General features: G+C 42.3%; 20 protein-coding genes and 1 other RNA gene. 6 read left to right on the forward strand and 15 right to left on the reverse strand.

The features are described from left to right. Window positions 1–4: 4 nt before the first annotated feature. The 5 genes from PYW33_RS08635 to PYW33_RS08655 form a co-directional block, all read right to left on the reverse strand. Window positions 5–1,927 (reverse strand): sensor histidine kinase, encoded by a 1,923-nt coding sequence (locus tag PYW33_RS08635; protein WP_004646735.1) that lies wholly within the window; start codon window positions 1,925–1,927, stop codon window positions 5–7. Continuing rightward, complete coding sequence (locus PYW33_RS08640; RefSeq protein WP_004646734.1) at window positions 1,927–2,610, reverse strand: response regulator; 684 nt, start codon at window positions 2,608–2,610, stop codon at window positions 1,927–1,929. The genes PYW33_RS08635 and PYW33_RS08640 overlap by 1 nt, the downstream gene beginning before the upstream one ends. Window positions 2,611–2,832: 222 nt before the next feature. Then, window positions 2,833–3,615, reverse strand: a complete 783-nt coding sequence (locus PYW33_RS08645) for a glutathione S-transferase N-terminal domain-containing protein (RefSeq protein WP_004646733.1) — start codon at window positions 3,613–3,615, stop codon at window positions 2,833–2,835. Window positions 3,616–3,732: 117 nt separating this feature from the next. Continuing rightward, on the reverse strand, window positions 3,733–4,242 hold the full coding sequence (gene rraA / locus PYW33_RS08650) for a ribonuclease E activity regulator RraA (protein ID WP_004279866.1): 510 nt from the start codon (window positions 4,240–4,242) through the stop codon (window positions 3,733–3,735). Window positions 4,243–4,254: 12 nt separating this feature from the next. Beyond that, window positions 4,255–4,920 carry an NAD(P)H-binding protein gene (locus PYW33_RS08655; RefSeq protein WP_004646732.1) on the reverse strand — a complete coding sequence of 222 codons (666 nt, stop codon included), beginning with the start codon at window positions 4,918–4,920 and terminating at the stop codon, window positions 4,255–4,257. Between the two features lie 214 nt (window positions 4,921–5,134). Between PYW33_RS08655 and rpsT the strand changes: the two genes are divergently transcribed. Then, on the forward strand, window positions 5,135–5,404 hold the full coding sequence (rpsT, locus tag PYW33_RS08660; protein ID WP_004279868.1) for a 30S ribosomal protein S20: 270 nt from the start codon (window positions 5,135–5,137) through the stop codon (window positions 5,402–5,404). A gap of 161 nt (window positions 5,405–5,565) precedes the next feature. On the opposite strand, the gene PYW33_RS08665 is transcribed toward rpsT, so the two are convergent. The 3 genes from PYW33_RS08665 to PYW33_RS08675 form a co-directional block, all read right to left on the reverse strand. Continuing rightward, a complete protein-coding gene (locus PYW33_RS08665) occupies window positions 5,566–5,691 on the reverse strand; it encodes a hypothetical protein (RefSeq protein ID WP_004646731.1) in 126 nt (41 codons plus the stop codon). Between the two features lie 238 nt (window positions 5,692–5,929). Next, on the reverse strand, window positions 5,930–6,670 hold the full coding sequence (locus PYW33_RS08670) for a histidine phosphatase family protein (protein WP_004646730.1): 741 nt from the start codon (window positions 6,668–6,670) through the stop codon (window positions 5,930–5,932). Window positions 6,671–6,733: 63 nt separating this feature from the next. After that, entirely contained in the window at window positions 6,734–7,585 is an 852-nt protein-coding gene (locus PYW33_RS08675) for a 3'(2'),5'-bisphosphate nucleotidase CysQ family protein (protein ID WP_004646729.1), read from the reverse strand. 13 nt (window positions 7,586–7,598) lie between these two features. On the opposite strand from PYW33_RS08675, the gene PYW33_RS08680 reads away from it, so the two are divergent. From PYW33_RS08680 to PYW33_RS08695, 4 genes are all read left to right on the forward strand, one after another. After that, window positions 7,599–8,285, forward strand: a complete 687-nt coding sequence (locus PYW33_RS08680) for an HAD-IA family hydrolase (protein ID WP_016806963.1) — start codon at window positions 7,599–7,601, stop codon at window positions 8,283–8,285. Then, window positions 8,278–8,718, forward strand: coding sequence for an RNA-binding S4 domain-containing protein (locus tag PYW33_RS08685; protein ID WP_004646726.1), 441 nt, complete (start codon window positions 8,278–8,280; stop codon window positions 8,716–8,718). Before PYW33_RS08680 ends, PYW33_RS08685 begins: the two co-directional genes overlap by 8 nt. Window positions 8,719–8,863: 145 nt before the next feature. After that, the gene (gene recA, locus PYW33_RS08690) at window positions 8,864–9,907 is read left to right on the forward strand and encodes a recombinase RecA (protein WP_004279873.1); all 1,044 of its coding nucleotides are present in this window, start codon (window positions 8,864–8,866) and stop codon (window positions 9,905–9,907) included. A gap of 91 nt (window positions 9,908–9,998) precedes the next feature. Continuing rightward, window positions 9,999–10,616: a regulatory protein RecX gene (locus tag PYW33_RS08695; RefSeq protein WP_004646725.1), complete on the forward strand. Its 618-nt coding sequence runs from the start codon at window positions 9,999–10,001 to the stop codon at window positions 10,614–10,616. A gap of 213 nt (window positions 10,617–10,829) precedes the next feature. Here the strand turns inward: PYW33_RS08695 and ffs are convergent. After that, window positions 10,830–10,926, reverse strand: an RNA gene (gene ffs, locus PYW33_RS08700) — signal recognition particle sRNA small type. A 294-nt stretch (window positions 10,927–11,220) separates the two neighbouring features. On the opposite strand from ffs, the gene PYW33_RS08705 reads away from it, so the two are divergent. After that, a complete protein-coding gene (locus tag PYW33_RS08705) occupies window positions 11,221–12,018 on the forward strand; it encodes a tol-pal system YbgF family protein (RefSeq protein ID WP_004646724.1) in 798 nt (265 codons plus the stop codon). A 60-nt stretch (window positions 12,019–12,078) separates the two neighbouring features. Here the strand turns inward: PYW33_RS08705 and lpxA are convergent, their stop codons facing one another. From lpxA to rseP, 6 genes are all read right to left on the reverse strand, one after another. Continuing rightward, complete coding sequence (gene lpxA, locus PYW33_RS08710; protein ID WP_004279876.1) at window positions 12,079–12,867, reverse strand: acyl-ACP--UDP-N-acetylglucosamine O-acyltransferase; 789 nt, start codon at window positions 12,865–12,867, stop codon at window positions 12,079–12,081. Next, window positions 12,864–13,349: a 3-hydroxyacyl-ACP dehydratase FabZ gene (gene fabZ / locus PYW33_RS08715; protein WP_026055766.1), complete on the reverse strand. Its 486-nt coding sequence runs from the start codon at window positions 13,347–13,349 to the stop codon at window positions 12,864–12,866. The genes lpxA and fabZ overlap by 4 nt, the downstream gene beginning before the upstream one ends. A gap of 5 nt (window positions 13,350–13,354) precedes the next feature. Beyond that, complete coding sequence (gene lpxD / locus PYW33_RS08720) at window positions 13,355–14,425, reverse strand: UDP-3-O-(3-hydroxymyristoyl)glucosamine N-acyltransferase (RefSeq protein ID WP_216980630.1); 1,071 nt, start codon at window positions 14,423–14,425, stop codon at window positions 13,355–13,357. Between the two features lie 3 nt (window positions 14,426–14,428). After that, window positions 14,429–14,926 carry an OmpH/Skp family outer membrane protein gene (locus PYW33_RS08725; RefSeq protein ID WP_004646720.1) on the reverse strand — a complete coding sequence of 166 codons (498 nt, stop codon included), beginning with the start codon at window positions 14,924–14,926 and terminating at the stop codon, window positions 14,429–14,431. Window positions 14,927–15,006: 80 nt separating this feature from the next. Further along, window positions 15,007–17,517 (reverse strand): outer membrane protein assembly factor BamA, encoded by a 2,511-nt coding sequence (bamA, locus tag PYW33_RS08730; RefSeq protein WP_004646719.1) that lies wholly within the window; start codon window positions 17,515–17,517, stop codon window positions 15,007–15,009. A gap of 39 nt (window positions 17,518–17,556) precedes the next feature. Continuing rightward, a complete protein-coding gene (rseP, locus tag PYW33_RS08735; RefSeq protein ID WP_004646718.1) occupies window positions 17,557–18,912 on the reverse strand; it encodes an RIP metalloprotease RseP in 1,356 nt (451 codons plus the stop codon). Between the last annotated feature and the right edge of the window lies 1 nt (window position 18,913).

Genomic DNA, 18,913 nt, shown 5'->3' on the forward strand with positions numbered 1-18,913 from the left:
TTACTTAAGGCTGATACAGCTCTAATACAACACGAATCAGCGTATCTCCTTGTTCAGATTCAATCTGGAACAATCCTCCCATGCGCTCAACCCGCATTTTCATGCTGCGCATTCCAATACTCAGGCCATTTTTTTGCACCATGTCAGCATCGAAACCGATGCCATTATCCTGAATGCTTAAAGTAAGCTGATGTGGCTGGGAATATTCCAGACTGACTTTTACCTGACTGGCCTGACTATGCTTAATGATATTGGTCAGACTTTCTTCGACTACTCGGATCAAGGTCAAACACTGTAATGCCGTTGGTTCACGCTGCCAGACTTTTGGAAATGACCATTCAACTACAATCCCCATTTCTTCCATCAGCTGGGTAAAACGATAACGTACCGGTGCGATCCAGAGTACCGGCGTTTGTGGGACTTTATTTTCAATAGATGAACCACTGTCAATGATTTGTCTGAGATCATCTCTGAGCAGTTTCAGCATGGAAAGAAACTGCTGTTTAGAAACTGTTTCGCTACTTTGATCCACCAGAATCATGGAACGGACAATAGACCCTCCCAACCCGTCATGCAGTTCATGTGACAGATTAATCCGTTCTTGCAGACGAACATTCGTCAGCTCCAGTTGATGTTTATCGCTCAGGCTTTTATTCAGGTCGGCACTGACCTGCTGAACTTTACGTTCTAACTGGGTATTAAATTTTTCGATTTTCCTGACATTACGATTCAAGCGTGTGCCCATAATCAGCACGACAAACAGGGTAATAATCGGTGAGGTATAGGGGGATAAAGGTGAAAATTCATTGACCTGGGTTTGGTTCAACATGATCAGGTCGATGACTACACACAGCAAAATCCCCCAGAGACACAGCGTCAGGAAAAGATATTCTCCATTTCGGGTTTTGATGGCCTGATAGCTGACATATACAGTACAACTAATAAAGAGCAATACATAGATGATAAACACTCCGCCCAGTACCTGCTCCAGATAATCCAAGGAACTGATCATAACCAGTAAGCTGGACAGAACGCTGACCAGAATAAATCCTCGCTCCAACTGCTTAAATTTCTGTTTTACAAAGCGGATCAGATACAGACAAAAACAATGGATATAGGCAATAAAAAAAAGCATATTGGCTTTAGCTGCCGAAATCGTGGAGTGAAATGGAAAATTTTCTGTAGTCAAGACATTGGAAATAAACAGAATCCACAACAGTGAACTGAGTGCCAGCCAGCCAAAAGTGGTTTCTGAACGCCGGAATAACCAGATAATGAAACAGATCAGCCCAATCGTGGCAGAGAAAATCATATTGATCTGGAATACGGTACGGCGATCCCAGATTTTTTCCAAATACTGCTGGCTATTCACCAACACATTATTAAACTGAATATTGCCCAGGCCCGCGCTTTGGAAACTGTAGCCATTTACATAAATCAGGATTTCATTACTGTCTTTACGCAAACCGCTAATCGGGAAAACCCAGTAACGCGGCATATTCCAGCTTTTCGACAAGGGCTCTTGCAAGTTCCGGTCAGACCAAAGCAAGTCACCATTCAGGAACACGGCACCTGCCGAATTAATATAATCAATAGAAAAGGCAACCGGTTCTGCAAGACGAATATTGTCCTGACATGACCAACGCCAGACAATCTTGTACCAGGCACCCCCATGATAATTCTTCCAGTTATTCTGCCAGTTATCCGGCAAACGTACGCTTTGCCAGCCCGATGTCGGCATCTCGGTAGGACCCTGAGCCTGAACCTTCTGAATATATTCGATCTTCACCTGACAAAGATCATTAATCTGAAAATGGTTTTGTGCCTGACTGATACTACAGAACAAGCAAAGCCAGCTGCACAGGACAAAAACACCGATCCATTTCAGTCGCTGCCGTTTGCTGCTTCTGGAACAGGCAGATGACATTACAGAATTCCCAGATGCCGTGCGGTACTGACCGCCTTGGTACGTTTACTGACCGAGAGTTTGCGGTAAATATGCTTGATATGACTTTCGACGGTATAGCGTGATACACAGAGCTGCTCGGCAATTTCACGATTACTCAGACCTTGCGCAACCAAGGACAGGATTTCCTGCTCCCGCTGTGTGAGCGTTTCCTGATCCGCAGCTGGCCTGTTCTGTTCTACTGTTCCTGAAATGGTGGGAATAGAAATCTGTTTTAAAATTTCACGGGCAACAAAGGGATCAATCGGTGCACCGCCACGCAAAATACTGCGAATAGCCAAGGCGACTTCAACATCATCCCGTTCTTTCAGCACATAACCGGTCGCACCGGCCTGAATTGCCCTAAACAGGCTATCTTGGGTACTCCAGGCAGACACCACCAGAATCAACGCTTGTGCGTCCTGTTCGCGGATTTTTTCAATAATTGAAATCCCACTTCCATCTGGTAAACCCAAATCTACTAAGGCCAGTGCAATCGGCTGTTGCTGCAAAACGGCATATGCTTCTTTCACCGTATTGGCAAATAACAGAACGTCATCCTGATAACCTAGATTGCTTAATATGATTTTTAAACGGCGCTGGATGACATATTCATCTTCAACGATTAATACTGGTACTGGCAAGACTGCCTCCGATGCTGTCATAAGCACGCCCCTTATATTTATTTTTATATATCCCCTTTAAGATTAAAATATAAACAAAATCACACTAAAAATCATGATTTATTTATTTTTTATTATCTGAAGTTTTAAGCAGCGAGAAACGCTTACGCCCGTTTTCCATATCATAGACATAAAAAATGCCATCTGTTTAGCAGATGGCAGTTCAAGATAGAAAATCTTTTGAAGTTATACGAGCTGTCTACTTTAAGCAGTACCGTATTGCTGTTTTAAATATTTCACAATCTCAGCCGATTCAAACATTTTGGTATCTGTATTTGGATCGACCAGATAGGGAAGCTGAATATTATTTCCCATCATTTCAAACAAATGTTCACGCTTACCGCCTGGTAGTGGTTCATATTTTCCCGGTTTTAAACGCAATTTGGCCGGTCCATAATCTTGCCAGCGCTCTTTAGCGACATTATGAAAAACAAACGGCACTTCCAGTTCACTCAAAACGGCGCGTACAATTCGGGTATAAGGACTGGCCTCAAAGCCCCATAATTCTAATAACAGTTCAGGTGTTGGCCGATCCTTAATCTTGGGATTCACCATTCCGCCGCGTAAACCATTGAGGACGGTTCCCGCAATTGCAGCCACTGGAATTTTAGGATAGTGAGCATATTTCTTGGGAGTTTTGCCGGTTTTGCCATAATGCTTGAACAGATGATCGATAATATCCTGAGACTCATAGAGTCGATCACCGGTATTTTCATCAACTAAAAAAGGAAATTGCAGTTTTCCACCCAATTGCTGCACCTCAGGACGGAAATGAGTACCCCCTCGTGGACATGGATAAACTTCATAATCCAGATTTAGCAAGGTCATGACTTCACGCACCCGACGACAAAATGGTGAACCCTCGTATTCATAGAGCTTCAAGGCTTTTTCAGGCTGATTTGGAAACGGTGTACCCACCATCCCACGTCCACCTTCAGCGATTGAAGAGGCCAAAGCTTGTACAACTTTAATTTGATGACTCAACATAGTATTTTCCTATTTTTGTTTTATATGAATGAAAGACAGAATCTAGGCATCCTGTCTTTCAGGGTACAGATAAGTTTTGTTGTTATTCTTTCATGCAGAAATGCAGATTCCGGCCGATTAAGCCACTAATGCTGTTTTAGACACCACAATACCATTATTGTCTGCATAGACATACTCGCCTGCATTAAACGTGACACCACCAAAACAGAGAGAGATATCAACTTCACCCACACCCTTGCGGTTGCTCTTTTGCGGAATAGCCGCCAATGCATGCACACCAAGATCAAGTTCAGCAATCGCATCGACATCACGAACGCAACCATAAATAATTACGCCATTCCAGTGATTTTTTACCGCTGATTCTGCAATCAGGTCACCCATCAAGGCACAGCGCATGGATGCACCGCCATCTACGACCAGGACCTTGCCTGTTCCATCTGTGGCCAACAACTCTTTCACCCGCGAGTTATCTTCAAAACATTTTACTGTCACAATCTGACCGCCAAAGGTTTTGCGCGCCCCATAACTCTTAAAAAATTTACCGTCCAGGCAAGGTGTCACCACCTGAAGCTCTAATTCTGGATGATCATCTAACAAGTCACAGGTAACAAATGCTGCTGTAGACACGGTGTTTTCCCCTCATTTCATTTTTTGTATGCGTAAATTATCATAAATTTCAAATTTTACCGTCTGAGTTAGCGCGGCCTCGACCATAGTATGAGCCACCTGCTCGGCTGTCACTGGCTTATACGCAAAACTATCCGGAATAAAACGCGATACTTTGTGGTAAACCTGCTGCGCGATATCTTCCAAAAAACGCTGCTCTGGACGTTCACCAATGAGCAATGAAGGTCGAATCAAACTGATTCTGTCCAAGGACAATGTTTGTATATATTCTTCCAGTTCACCTTTGACCCGATTATAGTAAAAATGCGATTGGGAATCGGCACCCATTGCGCTTAGCAAAAGATAATGGGCTGAGGTTTGCTGTAACAGCTCTGCAAAGTGAGCATTTATGGTATAGTCAATACTATAAAATGCCTGTTTGGATCCGGCTTTTTTCATGGTGCTGCCCAGGCAGCTAAAACCATGGCTATGCTTGCTGACATCCTGATCATTCAACATCAGGAAATCTTCCAGTACCAGTTGTTGAACTTTATCCAAAGCATCCAGATCATTTTGATGTTTTCTGACCACTGCAGTAATCTGCTGGCAAGTCGGCTCATCTTGCAAACGTTTTATCAGTTGTTTTCCCACCAAGCCAGTGGCACCTATCACGATGGGATGAGTCAGTGATTTAGTCATTTTTTATACGATCTCCTGGGTGGAATACTAATCTAACGTTTTCTTTAGAATTTTTCTGCATCTAAAATGTTGTCAAAGCATGTCAAGACTTGACTTCGGTGCTTAGTTTAATCAAAATATGGCACTTGTTTACGGGCTGGTGATAATTCCTCTGATGTTGGTTTTCAGTTGAGTTTCAGCCCGCCCAGACCAATCTATTTCAAGGAGTGCACGAGTGGCAAACTCTGCTCAAGCTAAAAAACGTGCTCGTCAAAACGTTAAAGCACGCAAACACAACGCAAGCTTGCGTTCTATGGTTCGTACCTATCTTAAACGTACATTAGCTGCTATCAGCACTAATGACTATGCAGTTGCTACTGAAGCGTACAAATCGCTTGTTCCAGTAATCGACCGTATGGCTGACAAAGGCATCATCCATAAAAACAAAGCAGCTCGTCATAAGAGCCGCTTGAACGCGCAAGTTAAAGCACTAGCTTCTAACTAATCGCAAATGAAAAAAGCCCTTTTTAGGGCTTTTTTTGTGTCTGGAATTTGAAGAAACTAAAAAATATAATGACTCATTCAGAAAAATAATTTGTTTAGACAGCACTCATCCAGTCAATGCGATACTGTGAGATAAAAACCTGAATCTCCCTCTCTTTTAGATTATTGATCTTTATCCATAGAGGATGGCGAAGTGGTTTTATCCTGTTTCGTATTGTCAGTGTCCCGCTTTTGACATGCGGTTAAACCCAAAATCGCGATCAGGCTAAAAATTGTGATAACTTTCATAATTTTCCTCAAGATGAATATTTCTATATTTATTAAGCATAGATAATTTTTATACTTACATTATTGAATTTTCACCCTATAAATGTAAAAGGTGCAGTTTAAAATTTATTTTTATCGTTTTAGCCTGAACTTTATTGAATGATCAATATGAAACGCCCCACCATCTTTATAATTTCTAACTCCCCAATAAAAAACTCAATTGCTGTGAACAATTGAGTTTTGAATAGATCAATTTAATTTAAGAAAGTTGGGAACGTTTAAAATCAGCAATATCCAGTTCATGTACCTGACCGCGCCAGATCCATTTCAGTTTGGACTCCAAAAACACATCACCTTCAAACCAGACAAACAGACCTTCCATCATTTTTGGCCAGTCTTCCCGACTGACGTCTTGACGCCCTGACATCACTGCAATCATCGCTGCGAGAATAGTATCGTGGCTGACAGCCAAACTCAGCCCATATTTATTTTGTGGATGGGTGTTGTAAATCAGTTCCAGTACATCCACCACGCCATGAATCGGCTGTTTCATCCCAGGCAAGGCATTATTGACAAAACTGTTAATAAAACCGAGTGCACCCTGCTTGGCAAAATAAGGCCCAGCTTTTTGAATATCCAGCACAAAGCTGCCAGGCTCCATCAGAAGTCCCTGTTCAATAATTTCAATACGATGGGTATTCTGCTCAGGGGTAACCGCATCTGCCCCTTCAATCATCAATGCAGCGGTATCAATACACCGCTGGATCGGACTTGAAATACAGTGATGAATCACACGATCAGTTTGATCAGCCAGATAAGCACCCCATTCCTGCGCCAGATCCCGCCCCTGATTGGTCAGTTGCAGATCATAGCCTGCCAAACCTTGACCCGGAACCTCTTCACGAATCGAATGCCGTGTAAATAAGGTGACAGGCGTCTGTACATCGGGCAATAAATCAATTGCACTCAACATACTCGGTGGAAGCAGTTTCAGGGACACGTTACAGCCAACTCTGGATTTGGTAATAGGTTAAGCACCACTATAACACGCTCAGAATTTTGCTCAATGCTCGGCCTGCATGTCAGAAACCGCCTGCAATGCAATAATTTTCATATCATTATTCTTATAAGCAATGAATCCGCCATTCAGCAAAGTATCCCGATGATTATAAATAAATGGGCGACCTTCTAAATCGACCAAGCCACCCCCAATCCGTTCGAGCATACATTGACCAGCGCTGGTATCCCATTCCGAGGTCGGATGAAAACGTGGATAGATATCCACCTGATCTTCCAGCATCATGCAAAATTTATAAGCGCTGCCCGCTTTAAATTCAGTGTAGTCCGTGAGCTTGGCCAAACTTTGTAAATATTCGAGATATTTCGGTTTCTGCTGGCTACTTTGGCTCAACCCTACAGCAATCATTTTAGATGTCGAAGACATTGCATAAGCAAACCATGTTCTAGTTTGAATATCATATTTATAAGGCAAGCCCTGCTCAGGACAGAAATAAATCAGTTGCTGCTCTGGAACCGCCAATATGGCAAAAGTGGTCAAACTGCCTCTGACCAGACTCAAATTAATGGTAAATTCGGGGCGCTGGTGCAAAAACTCTTTAGTGCCATCTAACGGATCCAGTAACCAGAATTCTGACCATGAGCGGCGTTCATGTTCCTGTCCTTCTTCAGACAGTAAAGGCAAGCTGGAAATCTCTGCCAAAGCTTGGGTCAGATAAGTATTAACCCGAAAATCTGCCTGAGTCACCGGAGAATTATCATTTTTTTTGATGACATCAAAAGCTGCACCAGAACAATAACGCTGATATTCTTCTCGCAAAATTTCACAGGCTTGTGTCAAAATGGGCACAAACTGCAAAATCATTGGATCTTGTGGTGCTGCTGTTGCTTTAAACATAGAAAACCTAAATATGTCAAAATGCTCTGAAAAACCTACCATAATTTTCGATATGGATGGCACTTTACTTGATCTTGCCTACGATGATTTCATCTGGAACGAGTTATTGCCTGTGCGTTATGCTGCCACACATGGCTGTAGCCTGGAACACAGCCAGGCGACACTCTATGCATTCTATCAGGAACATAATCATACCTTAAACTGGTACTCTTCACGCTTCTGGACGGCTAAAGTCGAAGTCGATGTTCTGGCGATGCAAATTGAACATAAAGATAAAGTGGCCTTACGCCCGCATTGTCTCGAATTGCTCGATTATCTTAAAAATAATGGCTATCCCATCTGGCTGGCCACCAATGCTGACTGTGCGGGTCTAGCATTTAAACTGGATCATTTGAATTTAAGAGATTATTTCGATGTGATTGTCAGTTCAGAAACGATCGGACATGCCAAAGAATTTATCGAGTTCTGGCAAGGCCTGAATGCGTTGCATCCATTTGACCCTGCACATGCTTATTTTATTGATGATACTGAAAAAGTCCTGAATGGGGCTCAAGCCTATGGCATTCAGAACCTGTTCAGCATCCAGCAGCCCTCTTCAGCCAAAGTAGCACGTCAGACTTGTAATTACCCGATGCTGCACCAATTAACAGATTTAATCACTCATTTAAATCAGGCTGAGGTAGAAAAAAAATATGCGTAAATCGTCTTTACCCGAAGATGCGGTAGGCATGCGTATAGACAAATGGCTGTGGGCAGCACGGTTTTTTAAAACCCGCTCGATTGCCAAACATGCGATTGAAGGTGGCAAAGTCCATCACAATGGTGAACGTGTCAAGGTATCGCGCGAAGTCCGTGTTGGTATGGAACTGACGATTCAGCAAGGCATCGACAAAAAAACCGTGCTGGTTAAGGAACTTTCTGATGTTCGTGGACCTGCACCCGTGGCACAAAAACTGTATGAAGAAACCGAAGTCAGTATTGCACGCCGGGAATTGATTACATCACAAAGAAAGTTGCATAATCTAGCTCGTCCCGACCATCGTCCAAGCAAGAAGGATCGTCGTGATATCAGTAGATTTAAAAATGAAAATAGTCAGAATTTCGATCAGTCATGGTCCTATAATGACGATTAAATTTAAGCGTCAGAATATGTCGTACATGCGCTGACTTTTATAGAACACTAGGGAAAATTCTGTCACTATACACCTGTGGAACAAAGCTCTAATTTAAGACATCCACTTGAGTACTAACTTAGTGACATCGTATTGAGGTTGTAAGATGGATGAGAATAAAAACAAGGCGCTCAACGCTGCCTTAAGCCAGATTGAAAAACAGTTTGGTAAAAATACAGTTATGCGTCTTGGTGACAATACCGTTCAGGCAGTTGAAGCTGTGTCTACAGGCTCTTTAACGCTGGATATTGCACTCGGTATTGGTGGTTTACCTAAAGGTCGTATCGTCGAGATCTATGGTCCTGAATCTTCAGGTAAAACCACAATGACCCTGCAAGCAATTGCAGAGTGTCAGAAAGCAGGCGGTACGTGTGCATTCATCGATGCGGAACATGCACTTGATCCTCAATATGCGCGCAAACTGGGCGTAGATATTGACAACCTGCTGGTATCGCAACCGGATCACGGTGAACAGGCACTTGAAATCGCAGACATGCTGGTACGCTCTGGCGCGATCGACATGATCGTTGTCGACTCTGTTGCTGCATTGACTCCGCGCGCTGAAATTGAAGGCGAAATGGGTGACTCGCATATGGGTCTGCAAGCCCGTTTAATGAGCCAGGCACTGCGTAAAATTACTGGTAATGCCAAGCGTTCCAACTGTATGGTGATCTTCATTAACCAGATTCGTATGAAGATTGGTGTCATGTTTGGTAGCCCTGAAACCACAACTGGTGGTAACGCACTGAAATTCTATGCCTCTGTTCGCTTGGACATCCGTCGTATCGGCCAAGTGAAAGAAGGTGACGAGATTGTTGGTTCTGAAACCAAAGTCAAAGTCGTGAAAAACAAAATGGCGCCTCCGTTTAAAGAAGCTTTATTCCAGATTCTTTATGGCAAAGGTGTTAACCATCTAGGTGAATTGATCGACCTTGCTGTACAGCAAGAAATCGTGCAGAAAGCTGGTGCGTGGTATTCTTATCAAGGCGACAAAATTGGCCAGGGTAAGAACAACACCATCCGTTATCTGGAAGAGCATAAAGAAATGGCTCAGACGATTGAAAAACTGATTCGTGACCAGCTTCTGACTAAAGCAGTGGTTGTTGAAGAAGACGATAGCAAGGAAGAACCTGACTTTTTAGATGCATGATCTTATTAGATGCATCATCTTTAAACGTCAATACACAGCGCCCTCCGGGGCGTTTTGTTATTATATAGGGAATCTAAAATCCGAGAGAATCATGTCAGACGCGAAATTCAGCAAACTGCTCGATTATGAAACTTTAAAACAGCAATTTGGTGATACTGAAGATCAAGCTCAACCTGCAAAAAGTGCGATCCAAGACGCTCCTGAATTTGATCCTGAAGAACGTTTGTTTTCCTCTACCCCAACTCAGGATGAGAAGAAACCGGGACTGACAGGCTCACGCTTACGTTCTTATGCCTTTGCCGTACTGACGCGCAAGGAATATTCCAAAGCCGAACTGATAGAGAAACTAGCCCTCTATGCAGAGCATCGTGATGAAGTTATTAACCTGGTTGAAGAACTGTCCCGTGAGAACTATCAAAGTGATCAGCGTGTGGCGGAAACCATGTTGTCGAGTCAAAAGCGTAAAGGCAAAGGTCCCAATCAAATTAAAATGAAACTCAAGAGCAAAAAGATTGATACTGCTCTGATTTCAGAAGAACTCAAAGAAACCGACTGGGTTCAACAAGCCTATGAACTAAAAGTCAAAAAATATGGCACCGAAGTTCCTAAAGACCCCAAGCTCAAAGCCAAACAGATCCGTTTTTTAATGTATCGTGGTTTTGAAATGGATGCGATTATCAAGGCCATTAACCGTAAAGCAGAAGACTAAGTCTTATATTCTTTGAAAGTCTTAATGAATTAAAAGGATTGGATATTTAATCTAATATTAGTTGGAAAATAAAATAAAGCACGGCAAAAGATAATGATGATTTAATCATTAAAACAATAAGATAATGCTGTTTGACGATATTGAAAAAAAATGATATTTGAGAATAGAAAACTGCGAATTCGCATTGTTATTATAATAAGAATATGGTGGCAACCCTACCAGCAAAGCTCCGGCACATCATAGTTCTATTACCGTTGCTACCTTCCGGTCCTGGCGGGGTTCATAGAGTACAATTGCGAAGTAACCAGCAGGGCTACCATTACAAAAACAGAGTATAGAGATTTTTAATCAAGTTGCAAGCCTTGTTCCGCAAAATAATCCCTTAAGCTATCCATTTGATTATTTTAAAAACAATATTGATATTTCTGCTGATTTTTAAGGGATCTTCACAATCAATCCATCAACACTCAGATTCACATGATCTTTGTAAAACCTTGTTGCATTTTCTAAAAATGCCGTTTTTAATGTGTGCAATGTATATGAATGATCTACTTTGAAAAGATGAGCAGCGGATCCGCATCTCACAAAGAATTATGGAAATTTTATGATGTTTAAAAAGACCGTATTGTGTGCAGTGACAGCACTCTTTACCACGCCTCTATTTGCCAATATTCCGATTGAATCGCGCGGCTTGAGCCAAGCTACGAATCAAACCGCAGTAAATACCCCAGCGGCAATTGCGGCTGGTGCAACTCCAGCAGTTCAAACCAATACCAGCTGGCAAATCATGCAAAAGAACCAGCAGCTCGAAAATGACTTGCGGATTTTGCGCGGTAAAATGGAAGAACAGGAAAATGAGATTGAACGGCTCAAAAATGAACTGACCAATCGTTATGCCGATCTCGATCAGCGTCTCGAACTATTGCAGCAAAAAATTGAACCTGCTGAAGACAATCCAACGGAGGAAAACCCACAGGATACTGCACCCAGCCTAAACACAAATAAGGTCAATACAGCAAGCAGCGGAAAGCAACCTGCTGAGCTAGAAAAGGCAGCTTATACCGTGGCTTTAGATGCTTATAAAAATGGCGGTGCAGCCAAAGCCATTGCACCGATGCAAAACTTTATTAAAAACAATCCGAATAGCGTTTATATCAGCAATGCCTATTTCTGGTTAGCGGAATTCAATCTGGCGATTGACCCGCCAAAATTTACTGAAGCGAAACGTAATTATCTGATTGTCGTTGACCGTTACCCAAATTCTGCAAAAGCCTCCACTGCCCTGTATCAGCTTTATAACATCAGCAAAGATGTTGAAAAGAATACTACGCTTGCATCGCAATACAAAACAAAGCTATTGAAGAATTATCCGAAAGCTGAGGAAATTAAATTTCTTAAGTAAAATAGAAATTCCCAAAATAAAAAAGACACCTTCAGGTGTCTTTTTTATTACCTCAAACATTTAGCGCACAATGCCGCGCTTCGACTGTTCAAGAGAGTCAATTAGACGTTGTACTTCAGCCACTTCCGGCAAAATTCCTGTACGGATCTGCTCGATTGCTTCCTGAGTCGTTAAACCTGATTTATAAATCAGTTTAAAGGCATCACGTAAACCGCTGATTACGGTCTTCGACCAGCCTTTACGACGCATGCCTTCAATATTCATGGCAAATGCATGCGCAGGATTACCTGAAACCATCACATAAGCCGGCACATCTTTCAAAATCAGTGATGCACCACCAATCATGCTATAAGAATCAATCTTACAGAACTGATGAATGCCCGAGTTTCCGCCAATGACGACGTAGTCCCCGACATGGACATGTCCAGCCACACCGACGTTATTGGCAAAGATATTATAATCTCCAACCATACAGTCATGTGCAATATGAGTATTGACCATGAGCAGGTTATGACTACCGATCTTGGTCAGGCTCTGGTCCTGAACCGTACCACGATGCAGACTGCAATGCTCACGAATCTTGTTGTGATCGCCAATCTCAAGCCAGGTTTCTTCACCAGCATACTTAAGATCCTGACACACCTCGCCTACACTGGCGAACTGGAAAATTTCATTATATTCACCTATACGCGTATAGCCACCCACCACCACGTGTGAATGAAGTTTGCTACCCGCACCAATAGTGACATTTGGCCCGATAATACAATATGGGCCAATTTCTACATCAGCAGCAATGACTGCTGACGGGTCAATAATGGCAGTTGGATGAATAAGGGGATTATTGCTCATGCCTGCTCGACTTTTTGATGCGAAACCATAATTTCCGCGGTTGTTGCGACGACGCCATCTACAGTGGCAATACAATTATATTTGTAAATGCCCCGCTTTTGCATCACTAATTCAGATTTTAAAACCAATTGGTCACCTGCAACCACCTGTTTTTTAAATCTAACTTTTTCCGCACCGGCAAACAGGAACAAAGAACCTTCACTTGGTACTTCGTTATTCATCACAAAACCCAGAATTCCAGAGATTTGTGCCAGTGCCTCAACAATCAGTACACCTGGCATAATTGGATAATTCGGAAAATGGCCTTGTAAAAACTCTTCATTAATTGAGACGTTTTTATAACCAACAATGCCATTATCGGTAATTTCGACGACGCGATCAACCAATAAAAATGGATAGCGATGGGGCAAATATTCACGAATCTTTTGAATATTCATTGGCAATTCAGGCTTCGTGAATGTAGGCAAATTCGACTCTGTCATCATAATTATTTACGCAACTTAAATGTTGATTCAATGGACTCAATCTGAGATTGCATATGATCTAGTCGTTTGATCACCTGGGTCAATGGCACATCTGCTAATTGTCTGAGGCGAACCACGGTACGTTTCCATTTCTGATTTTCAAACAGACCAATCCCGGATGAATATTTTCCAGCTTCAGAAATATTATTTGTCACCATTGACATTCCGGTCAACGTCACATTATCAGCAATATTCAAGTGTCCAGAAATCGCAGAGGCACCACCAATGATACAGTTTTTGCCAATTGAAACACTTCCTGCAACGGCAGTTTTTGCAGCAATCGCGGTATGTGCACCAATTTTAACGTTATGTGCGATTTGCACAAGATTATCAATGATCACACCCTGTTGCAAAATCGTATCATCCAGTGCACCACGGTCTACGCTACAATTTGACCCAATACGCACATCATCCTCAATGCATACAGAACCTAATTGCGCAATACGGTGCCATTTACCCTGATAAGGTGCAAAACCAAACCCTTCGCTACCAATCACGCTATTGGCATGAATGTGCACCCGATTACCAATTTTTGCTGCGCCGGTGAGGGTCACATGTGAGTCAATAAAACAGTCCTGACCGATCTCGACATCATCATCGATCTGCACATGCGCCTGAACAATCGTATTCGCACCCACGACACAATGCTCACCAATCACCACGTAATGACCAATATAAGCATCGTCCGCAATCACTGCCGACGGGTGAATTTGAGCAGTACTCTCAATGCCACGCTGGCGATGTTTTTTCTCAAAGACATGCGTCAGAATCGCAAAAGCCAGATAGGGATTTGCCACAACAATAAAGTTTTGATGTGAAGTTATCTGTTGTTTTAGTTCAGCCGTGACAATTAAAGCACCTGCCTGACTTTGATTGGCCTGCTCTACATATTTATCGGCATTCACAAATGCCAGATCGTGTGAAGTTGCCTGTTCAAGACTGGCCAAAGCGCTCAAACGTAAATCTGTCTGACCTATGCACTCGCCCTGAACCAGGCGAGCGAGATCAGCTAACTGAAGCTGTTGATGATTCATTGATTATTTAATTGCATTAACCTTTTGAATCATTTTATCAGTTAAATCATATTTAGCATCATAAGCAAGCGCTGAATTTTTATTTAAAACCACATCCAGGTTGTTTTCTCTACGCAATTGTTCAGCAATTTGCTTTACCCGTGCATCAAATACAATTCGGATCTGCTGAATCGAGCTTTGGACATTCGTCTGTACAGATTGCTGTAACTGATTCAATTCTTGCAACTTAGCCTGATATTGCACAGACATTTTCTGTTTTTCAGTCTCACTGAGCTTGGTATTGGATTGAGCACGTTGCTGCAAAGTTTCCAGCTCTTTGCTGAGTTGCTCAATCTTAGTGGTTTGTGGCTGAATTTTTTGCTGGAATATCGTGTTTTGTTGTTTCAGATAAGTACTACCTTCAACCACACGCTCCAAGTCAATTACCCCCATACTAGCCGCTTGAGTCAAAGGAGCAACACTTGCCAAAGCCAGGCTCATTGCCATAATCATTTTTTTCATATTATTACTCATTCAAAAAAATTTGCTCACAAAACCTGCAGGCTTTATGAGCAAAATTTAGTTTCTAGGTCAAAACGATTTTAGAAAGTACGTCCAATTTCGAACTGGATGTTTTTAGTATCATCACCGTCTTTTTTATTCAACGGATAAGCATAGCTAAGTGATAATGGTCCAATCATAGTGATCCAGGTGAAACCTGCACCCACGCTATAGCGCATATTATCTGCATCGAAACCGAAGTTATCTTTACAGTACTGCTTTCCATTTACTGAAGTGCCATTAACGAAAATATTTTCATTTGATACATCACATTGGATATCAAACACTTGTGCACCTTCAGCAAAGATGACTGGACGAACCTGACGTGCCCAATCCCCTTTAAATGGTACTGGAAGCACTAATTCGGTACCAAATTGAATTAGTGCATTACCACCTACTTCCTCAGGAGAAGGATCCGTTTGACCTGTATCAGAGAAATATACACCTGGATATTTAGGACCTAATGTACTATTTTCATAACCACGAACCGAACCAAAACCACCTGCATAGAAATTCTTGTAGAATGGCAAGTCATTACCATAACCCAACTTACCATAACCGCGCAGGACAAAATCTTTGCCTAATGGGAAAAATGCCTGAGCGTCATAAGTGACTTTTTGATACTCGACATCACTACCTGGCAAGGCAATTTCAGCATTGACACGATGTGACATACCCGTTGTCGGGAACATCGGTCTATTTAAGGTATTATAAGACCAACCTAAATTAAGGTTATAAGTCAAAAAATCACCCTGGAATTCTTGACCATATGGAACTGGATTAGGGCAAGGCTGGTAACCAGTAACATTCCCAGCAGAATCTTTAATTGGAACTAATGCTTGAGGACAATACTCACCACTTTTTGTTTCTTTTCCGCCATTACGTTCCAAATAATCAGCAACATAAGTCGACACATATGGACCAGTGGTCACATCGGTCTGATCAATGTTCAGGCCTAGGCTAACACTCTGGTTTTCATCAATTGGATAACCAAAGTTAATCCCACCACCGAAACTGTCTGTCACATAGTTATTGACGTTATAATCATCATCCAGCTTGGTTTTACGGTAATACATGTTATAGCCGCGACGCACACCATCAATGGTGAAGTACGGGTCCATCACGCTCAAGTTATAATAATCTTGGGTTTCAGAACGCGACAAATCGATTGAAACACTATTACCTGTACCCAGGAAGTTGGTCTGACTTAAACCTGCCTGGAAAGTTACACCACCGCTTTGTGAGAAACCAACTGCAAGAGTACTGGTCCCTGAATGCTGCTCTTCAACGGCAACATTCAAGTCCACCTGATCTGGTGCACCCGGAATACGTGCAGGTTTGATATCGACAGTTTTAAAGAACCCGGTACGCTCCAGACGGACCTTAGACAGGTCAATCTTTTCATTACTAGCAAGTGCACCTTCCATTTGGCGCATTTCACGACGTAGTACTTCATCTGCAGTTTTCGTATTACCAGTGAAATTAATACGTCGCACCGTGACTTGCTGACCCGGATTAATATAATAATTTAGATCAACCAGTTTGGTTTCGTTGTTAATTTGAGGAACAATATTGACTTCTGCATAGTAATAACCTGCATTACCATACTTACGCTGCAATAACTGCTTAACCGCGTTGACTTTTTCCTGCGAATAAATTTCGCCTTCTTTGAAAATTTGTAAAGCCTGTAATTCTTCAGTCTTATAAAGTGCATCACCTAAATATTTGGTTTGACCAAATTTAAATTGTTCGCCTTCATCCACAGAAACTTCGATGAAAACATTCTTTTTATCTTCACTCAAGTTCAGACTGGAATTGGTAATATTAAAATTGATATAACCGCGATTCAGATACATGGCACGCAAAGCTTCTAGGCTCGCCGCCATCTTTTCACGTGCATAACGGTCATTACGCGAAATGACCGAACTCCAGCCACTTTCTTTTACGGCAAAGGCCTGCTTGATATCAGACTCTTTAAATACGGTATTCCCGATAATATTGATATCGAAAACTTTAGCCGCTTTACCTTCAATAAAATCAATCAGCAATTCAACACGGTTATTTGGTCGAGGCGTCGTGGTGACCGTAATATCGGCATCATAACGACCTTGCTGCATGTATTGCTGTTCAAGTTCAGTTTCAATGGTTTGCAGTGCTGATTTTTTCAGCACTTCGCCTTCAGCCAGACCCATTTTTTTCAGGCCTTCTTCAAGTGCTTCCTTAGGAATCAGCTTATTGCCTTTCAATTCGATTTTCGAAATGACCGGGCGTTCAACAACTTGGAAAACCAAGGTATTGCCCTGCTGAACGGCTTTAATGTCATCAAACAGGCCTGATGCATACATGCTACGAATTGCATTGGCAATGACTGGATCATTGACCCGATCACCACTGTTAATCGGCACTAGGCCATACACATTGTCAGGAGTTAAACGTACTAATCCATCAAATTTTATATCTTGTACAATGAATTCATCTGCTGCATATACTTGTTGTGCTACTGCCATTGCACTAACGAGTGCCAGAGGCATAAATAAATGTGTGTGCTGCATGCCAGTCTTTTCCGCTGTTAATTTATTCCATTTACGTTGTTATAAACGCATAAAATCATTAAATAATGCCAGAAGCATCATACTGCCGAGCAGTACCATACCAATTTTTAGTCCAACCAATTGTATTTGTTCGGAAACAGGTTTACCACGAATTAATTCAACAAAATAGTAAACCAGATGTCCGCCATCAAGCATTGGAATGGGTAGTAGATTTAATATTCCTAAACTTACACTCATTAGCGCCATAAAGGAAATAAAAGTTTCCCAGCCCATTTCTGCGCTTTGTCCTGCCACTTTGGCGATGGTAATTGGACCTGATAAATTATCCAGGCCAATCAGGCCACGTACCATTTTGACAATCGAGTTCAGAATCATCGAAGATAAATGTGCTGTTTTATCAAACGCCATTACCAGTGCTTCGCCTGGCGAGTAATGAATGGTCTGTTTATATTCTGCAGGAATATTCAGTTTACCCGGATCGCTTTGTACGCCCAGCATACCGGTCACATTGCCCATATTGTCACGTTTGCCTTGCGGCATGACTTCTAGCTGAACCACCTGATTTTCGCGTAGAACATCCATTTTGAGTAATTTTTCTGGAGATGCCTGTACCACCTGCACCACATCAAACCAGTCTTTCATCTGAACGCCGTCAATAGCCAGGATCTTGTCGCCTTCTTTCAAACCTTGACGGATGGCTGCACCATCTTCACTCAGCTTGCTGATCACTGCCGGAATTTCTGGCCGATAAGGCAAGAACCCCAGGCTTTCTAGCGGCGATTGACTTTGATCTTTTAAATAGTTTTGAATCGGCAACTGAAACAGTTTGTTTTCACCAGCGCGATCTGCCTGAATAGAAACTACGCCAGTTTCACCAACACGATCTACCAAGGCATAACTGAGTTTTTCCCAAGTTTCCACCTGAGTACCATCCACAGCTACAATTTTGTCGCCCGGCTGCATTTGTACGGTTGCAGCAGGCGTATTTGGTAAAATTTTGCCTACACGGGTATTGAGCTGTTCTTGTGCCGGTAAAAATAACACCCAGAATAGAAGAACTGCAAAAATCAGGTTGATTAATGGTCCCGCTGCCACGATGGCGATTCTTTTCCACGGATGCTGACGATTAAAAGCTTTGGGTAAGTCTTCTTCAGCGACATTACCTTCACGTTCATCCAGCATCTTGACATAGCCACCCAAAGGCAAGGCAGACAATTGATACTGAATTCCGGATTTTTTCGAGGTCCATTTTAATAATGTTGGCCCAAATCCAATCGAATAGACCAATACTTTAACGCCCAGTTTACGCGCCACAATATAGTGACCGAACTCGTGAATCGCAATTAAGGGACCGAGTAAGAGAATTGCTGCGGCAATCATAAACAAGGCATTCATA

Origin of the sequence: Acinetobacter lwoffii, assembly GCF_029024105.1 — a bacterium.
GTDB lineage: Bacteria > Pseudomonadota > Gammaproteobacteria > Pseudomonadales > Moraxellaceae > Acinetobacter > Acinetobacter lwoffii.

Bases quoted from the DNA above. Each gene is read 5' to 3' on its own strand.
- PYW33_RS08635 (WP_004646735.1), bottom strand. From the start codon at position 1,927: ATGTCATCTGCCTGTTCCAGAAGCAGCAAACGGCAGCGACTGAAATGG.
- PYW33_RS08640 (WP_004646734.1), bottom strand. From the start codon at position 2,610: ATGACAGCATCGGAGGCAGTCTTGCCAGTACCAGTATTAATCGTTGAA.
- PYW33_RS08645 (WP_004646733.1), bottom strand. From the start codon at position 3,615: ATGTTGAGTCATCAAATTAAAGTTGTACAAGCTTTGGCCTCTTCAATC.
- PYW33_RS08655 (WP_004646732.1), bottom strand. From the start codon at position 4,920: ATGACTAAATCACTGACTCATCCCATCGTGATAGGTGCCACTGGCTTG.
- PYW33_RS08665 (WP_004646731.1), bottom strand. From the start codon at position 5,691: ATGAAAGTTATCACAATTTTTAGCCTGATCGCGATTTTGGGTTTAACC.
- PYW33_RS08675 (WP_004646729.1), bottom strand. From the start codon at position 7,585: ATGTTTAAAGCAACAGCAGCACCACAAGATCCAATGATTTTGCAGTTT.
- PYW33_RS08680 (WP_016806963.1), top strand. From the start codon at position 7,599: ATGTCAAAATGCTCTGAAAAACCTACCATAATTTTCGATATGGATGGC.
- PYW33_RS08685 (WP_004646726.1), top strand. From the start codon at position 8,278: ATGCGTAAATCGTCTTTACCCGAAGATGCGGTAGGCATGCGTATAGAC.
- recA (WP_004279873.1), top strand. From the start codon at position 8,864: ATGGATGAGAATAAAAACAAGGCGCTCAACGCTGCCTTAAGCCAGATT.
- PYW33_RS08695 (WP_004646725.1), top strand. From the start codon at position 9,999: ATGTCAGACGCGAAATTCAGCAAACTGCTCGATTATGAAACTTTAAAA.
- PYW33_RS08705 (WP_004646724.1), top strand. From the start codon at position 11,221: ATGATGTTTAAAAAGACCGTATTGTGTGCAGTGACAGCACTCTTTACC.
- lpxA (WP_004279876.1), bottom strand. From the start codon at position 12,867: ATGAGCAATAATCCCCTTATTCATCCAACTGCCATTATTGACCCGTCA.
- fabZ (WP_026055766.1), bottom strand. From the start codon at position 13,349: ATGACAGAGTCGAATTTGCCTACATTCACGAAGCCTGAATTGCCAATG.
- lpxD (WP_216980630.1), bottom strand. From the start codon at position 14,425: ATGAATCATCAACAGCTTCAGTTAGCTGATCTCGCTCGCCTGGTTCAG.
- PYW33_RS08725 (WP_004646720.1), bottom strand. From the start codon at position 14,926: ATGAAAAAAATGATTATGGCAATGAGCCTGGCTTTGGCAAGTGTTGCT.
- bamA (WP_004646719.1), bottom strand. From the start codon at position 17,517: ATGCAGCACACACATTTATTTATGCCTCTGGCACTCGTTAGTGCAATG.
- rseP (WP_004646718.1), bottom strand. From the start codon at position 18,912: ATGAATGCCTTGTTTATGATTGCCGCAGCAATTCTCTTACTCGGTCCC.